Origin of the sequence: Collinsella aerofaciens (assembly GCF_040920445.1) — a bacterium.
Taxonomy (GTDB): domain Bacteria; phylum Actinomycetota; class Coriobacteriia; order Coriobacteriales; family Coriobacteriaceae; genus Collinsella; species Collinsella aerofaciens_BH.
Genome location: NZ_JBCOTQ010000083.1, coordinates 1 through 4,606, shown reverse-complemented (window position 1 = coordinate 4,606; position 4,606 = coordinate 1). Strand labels below are relative to the sequence as shown.

General features: G+C 51.6%; 6 protein-coding genes. 5 read left to right on the top strand and 1 reads right to left on the bottom strand.

All coding sequences use genetic code 11. The annotated features are described in order from the left end of the window. Positions 1-77: 77 nt before the first annotated feature. Entirely contained in the window at positions 78-872 is a 795-nt protein-coding gene (locus tag AB5405_RS09510; protein ID WP_368138316.1) for a PTS system mannose/fructose/sorbose family transporter subunit IID, read from the top strand. Here AB5405_RS09510 and AB5405_RS09505 read toward each other — a convergent pair. Then, positions 869-1,624, bottom strand: coding sequence for a GntR family transcriptional regulator (locus tag AB5405_RS09505; protein WP_368138315.1), 756 nt, complete (start codon positions 1,622-1,624; stop codon positions 869-871). The genes AB5405_RS09510 and AB5405_RS09505 overlap by 4 nt on opposite strands. Before the next feature lie 124 nt (positions 1,625-1,748). Between AB5405_RS09505 and AB5405_RS09500 the strand changes: the two genes are divergently transcribed. The 4 genes from AB5405_RS09500 to purE form a co-directional block, all read left to right on the top strand. Then, positions 1,749-2,816 (top strand): alpha/beta hydrolase, encoded by a 1,068-nt coding sequence (locus AB5405_RS09500; RefSeq protein ID WP_368138314.1) that lies wholly within the window; start codon positions 1,749-1,751, stop codon positions 2,814-2,816. A gap of 331 nt (positions 2,817-3,147) precedes the next feature. Further along, positions 3,148-3,468: a type II toxin-antitoxin system prevent-host-death family antitoxin gene (locus tag AB5405_RS09495; protein ID WP_368138313.1), complete on the top strand. Its 321-nt coding sequence runs from the start codon at positions 3,148-3,150 to the stop codon at positions 3,466-3,468. After that, on the top strand, positions 3,465-3,815 hold the full coding sequence (locus AB5405_RS09490; RefSeq protein ID WP_006235811.1) for a type II toxin-antitoxin system RelE family toxin: 351 nt from the start codon (positions 3,465-3,467) through the stop codon (positions 3,813-3,815). Before AB5405_RS09495 ends, AB5405_RS09490 begins: the two co-directional genes overlap by 4 nt. Positions 3,816-4,151: 336 nt before the next feature. Further along, a partial coding sequence (gene purE / locus AB5405_RS09485) for a 5-(carboxyamino)imidazole ribonucleotide mutase (protein WP_368138312.1) occupies positions 4,152-4,606 on the top strand: 455 nt, incomplete at its 3' end.

Here is a 4,606-nt window from a genome sequence, read left to right as displayed (position 1 = left end):
TGTTGGCTAAAATGGGTCGGCCGGGATTGGTCAATCTCGGCCGACTATATTTGGCTAAAATAATCCGACGCTAACAAATAACCAAGAAAGACTTAAAGGCGTTATTTTGGCGTAGCTTTCCACTCAACATCATGTGGAGCTTTGACCGACAAATGAACGTTGGTTTCTGCTACGACATGATTCCGGTAATCAAGCGGTTATACGATAAGCCTGAAGACCGGATCGAGGCATATAAGCGTCATCTTGAGTTCTACAATATTCAAGTTACGTTTAATCCTCTGGTCGCCGGCATTGTGGCCTCCATGGAGGAGGAGAACGCCAACAATCAGGACTTTGACACCGCCTCAATTAACGCCATGAAAGCATCGCTTATGGCTCCGCTTTCCGGTATTGGAGATTCACTGATTGCCAGTACGCTTCGCATGATTGCGACGGGCGTTGTGACAGGACTTTGCCTTTCGGGCAGTCTGCTCGGCCCAATCCTGTTCCTGCTTCTTTATAATGTCCCAACGATCCTGATCCGCTGGTTTGGGCTTCAGTATGGTTATTCGCTTGGCAGTGGCATGATTTCGAAGCTGAACGATTCTGATGTAATGCACAAAGTTACGTCCGGCCTGGCGATTGTGGGACTAATGGTAGTTGGTGGAATGGTGGCGACCACCGTTGCAGTTACCACTCCGCTCGCTCTTAACTTCGGCGACACCGCGTTTAAGTTGCAGGAAACGCTCGATGGGATATTCCCGGCTCTTTTGCCGCTCTGCGCGTTCGGGATTATGTGTCTTTGCAATAAGAAACAGGTCAAAATTATTTGGCAGATTGTGGGCATTCTCGCTGCGGGTATTGTGCTCGGCGTCCTGGGGATTTTGGGCTAGAGAAGGCGTCCATCTTTTGAGATGCTGAACTCGAAGGACGATGCGTCTGCTCGCCAAACGGTTTTTGAATAGTGGAGCGGCATTTCATCGCAGGCATATGTGACGTGCTCGACAACGCTCACGGGGGCTCCAACGATATAACCGAGAAGGTTTGCTTCTTGGAGCCCCGCTATTCCTGCGGTGATTTTGAGCTTCTCAATACCGGTTGCGATGCTGTAATGGTTGGCGATCAGGTCGAAAAGACTGACATTGTCTGTGAGAAGCTCCAGTAGTCCGGGCAGAGTGCCCTGCGTTGCATAAACGGTGTCGATGGCGCAGGGGGCATTTTCGATATAAACCAAGCGCGCAACTCGTTGCACTACGGTTCCGTTGTCAATTTTGAGCTCCCGTGCAATGTGGGCATCAGCCTTGATCAAGCCTGTTTCCAAGATGGACTTGGTTGTTTTATCGCCGTATTGGGGGTCGGAGCTCAAATTGAAAATGGTGCTTGTTCCTCGTTTCAGGGTGAGCTTCGATGGGTTTACGAATGTTCCCTTGCCTCGCAGGCGGTAGAGCAAGTTTTGGTCAATGAGATTCTGTACGGCGCGTCTTACGGTGATCCTGCTTACTTTGTATTGCTTGCAAAGCTCGGTTTCGGTGGGAATCTGACTGCCGCCGGGGAGTTCGCCAGAAACTATTTTCTTGAGGATATCGTTTTCAACGGTCTGATAGAGAAGCTCTGGCTGAGTGAGCTCGTCTTTTGCTGCAGGCATGGTGGACCCCTTGGTCTTCAGTTTCTTTAGTACATAGATATACGACAACTGAGGACATCATAAGCCGTTATCTCAAAAGTTATGGAAATATCGATTTGGCGTTATCGCCGAGAGGGGATTTAAGATGGGCAGACAATACGACGAGGCGTTGATTGGCGCCATCTCCGGTCGCTCGTTTATAACCGAGAAGAGGGGGCTCGAGGTTCAAATTCGTCCGGTTCCTGATGATGAAAGAGAGCATGTGCTTGACCCACGAATTCTCGAGGTATCTCGCAAGAAGATGCGGAATGTTAGCATGTCTCCGAGCTGGACGAGCCTTATTGGAATGCGCCATCGCCCGGATAAGCCGACATACCGCCTACTCGATGGTGAGGTTCAGTGCGATGAGATCCTCATGGAGGCGGCCGATCGCTATATAGATTTATTCGTCTGGACGCCACCAAATCATAAGAAGGCAAGTCCAGCGCTCGTTTACCTGCATGGCGGCGCGTTTATGGCGGGGAATGTTCTGCAATTTGAACATCAGCTCGAGTTCATCGCCGAAAAGTCTGGTGCAGTGGTGGTTTATCCAGAATACCGCTTGGCGCCGGAGACGGCATTTCCCGGGCAGATCGAGGATTGCGTTCTTGCTCTTGATTATGTGTGCGAGCATGCCGGGGATCTCGGAATCAATCCTCATAAAATAATGGTCGCCGGCGACTCCGCAGGAGGAAGCCTTACTAATGCGTGTGTTCAGCTCAGGGGTGCTGGAGCTGTAGCCCATGCCTTCGAAATCTATCCTGAAGTCGACCTTGCGGGCGAACAGGGCGAGGGATATGAGGATTTTCCTGCGATAGCCGATCAAGAGGACGTTGCGCGTTTTCGCATCGACCATCTTCGCGATTCGGACGGCCCGATGGTCGAACTTTGTGCACACGGAAAAATGTCTCCTCATGACCCGTTGATTTCTGCGCTAATGCTTGAGGACTGCACTGATTTCCCCCCGGTGACTATCGTGACATCCGAATACGATCCGCTTCGTATCCCCGATGAAAAATGGGCTACAAAATTACGGTCTTCAGGAATCGATGTCGAGGTCATCGAATATGCCGGATGTGACCATGGTTTCTTCGATCATTTTGGCGTGTACCCGCAATCGGAAGACGTGTGTTTGTTGATGGCTGAGAAGCTTAAAGAAATGGCTGCACAATAACGTCTCTCGGCGATAAGGGACTGAAGTCGCCTGTGTTTCTGCATTCGTGGTTCTCAGTCTGATTAAAAATGAGGCTTGCTCCTTGCCCGAGTGGGTGGGGAGCAGTTTGTTTTTTGTGGCGATGCGAGGCGAGTGCCGCGCACTTTAGATCGCCATTTTGCTTCGCTGTATACCACTTGACGTAATAAAAGAGGCAAGGGCGGTGCGAGGGCCAACAGTCATTCTAAGCTCGGATTCGTATTCTAAAAGGTTGTTTCGGTTGCGCGGTACAATATAGCAAAAAAGAATGATAAAATGAATTCGAAAAAGAATTCATTTTTAGGAGGTATGTATGCCTGCTTTGCAGATGCTCGACAACCTTGTTTCAATTAGCGATTTCAGCCACGGTAAGGGCTCGGCTGCATTTTCGAAGGTTGGGGACGACAATCCTGTTGTGGTTCTCAAACACAACAAGCCAGCGTTTGTGATTGTGACACCCGATGAATATAGGGAAGCGAAGCAAGCGGAGGAGGACCTCACCTTGTTAACGTTGGCGCTTAAGAGAATGGCTGTGGCAAGTGACGATGCGCTTGTTTCCCTGTCTGATGTTATGGAAGAGCTGGGTGTGAGCCAGGACGAACTCGATCAGATGGATGAGGTCGAGTTTGAATGAGTGGGTACGAAGTCGCTTTCTACCCGGATGCTCTCAAGGATATTAAGCGTCTGGACGGCTCCCAACGAAAGATCGTCCTTAAGGCTATAGAAAAAATCAGAACGAACCCATTGCCGCAGAACGAAGGTGGATTCGGCAAGCCTCTTGGAAACAAGGCAGGTACGGATTTGACTGGCTTTATGAAGATCAAGCTCAGGGGAAGTGGCATTCGAATCGTGTACCGCCTCATCAGAATTAAAGAAAAGATGGCCATCGTAGTGGTAGGCGCTCGCGAAGACATGGAAGTCTACCGAACTGCTCAGAGACGAGAGCTCGATTTCGAGAAATGGGCGGAAGAGAATATCTAGCTTTAACGATGAACGACGAGTGAGCGTTGGTGGGGCCCTGACGAATTAGGTTTGTCAGGGTTTTTCGCTGAACCAATTGCCTTCAGCCTCCGTTGACCTTTCCTTCCAATTCATCAGCAAACGTACGTCATAGCAATTCCCGGTAGGTCGCAGGGCGCTTCGCGGGCGGGCCAGGCTTTATCTGAACGACTTTGCAAAGCAACCGGAGTGAAGATAAAGCCTGGCCCGCCCGCGAAGCGCCACACAGACCGCAGGGACGGGAGCAGCTATACTACTCTCAGTAGTTAAGGGTCGCGGATCCGCCGCGTCGCCGTTCTCAACAGGAGGTCTTTGTTTATGGCAGATCAAAAGCCGGTTGTCGGGATCATCATGGGTTCCAAGTCCGATCTGGGCGTTATGGAAGGCTGCACCGCCGAGCTCGAGGCGCTTGGTGTGCCCTATGAGCTCGTCATTGCGAGCGCACACCGCACGCCGGCGAAGGTCCACGAGTGGGCCTCGACTGCTGCCGATCGCGGTATCAAAGTGATTATCGCCGCCGCCGGCAAGGCCGCTCACCTGGGTGGTGTCGTGGCTGCTTTCACGCCGCTGCCGGTTATCGGCGTGCCTATGAAGACGAGTGACCTGGGCGGTATGGATTCGCTGCTGTCGATGGTGCAGATGCCTTCGGGCGTGCCCGTGGCCTGCGTTGCCATCAACGGCGCCAAGAATGCCGCCATCTACGCCACACAGATTCTGGGCGCTTGCGACCCCGAGTACCGCAAGGTTATCGAGAAGATGAAGCAGGAGATGGC

What these genes read in the sequence shown, in the direction of transcription:
- AB5405_RS09505 (WP_368138315.1), bottom strand. Translation starts at nt 1,624, where the DNA reads ATGCCTGCAGCAAAAGACGAGCTCACTCAGCCAGAGCTTCTCTATCAG.
- AB5405_RS09500 (WP_368138314.1), top strand. Translation starts at nt 1,749, where the DNA reads ATGGGCAGACAATACGACGAGGCGTTGATTGGCGCCATCTCCGGTCGC.
- AB5405_RS09495 (WP_368138313.1), top strand. Translation starts at nt 3,148, where the DNA reads ATGCCTGCTTTGCAGATGCTCGACAACCTTGTTTCAATTAGCGATTTC.
- AB5405_RS09490 (WP_006235811.1), top strand. Translation starts at nt 3,465, where the DNA reads ATGAGTGGGTACGAAGTCGCTTTCTACCCGGATGCTCTCAAGGATATT.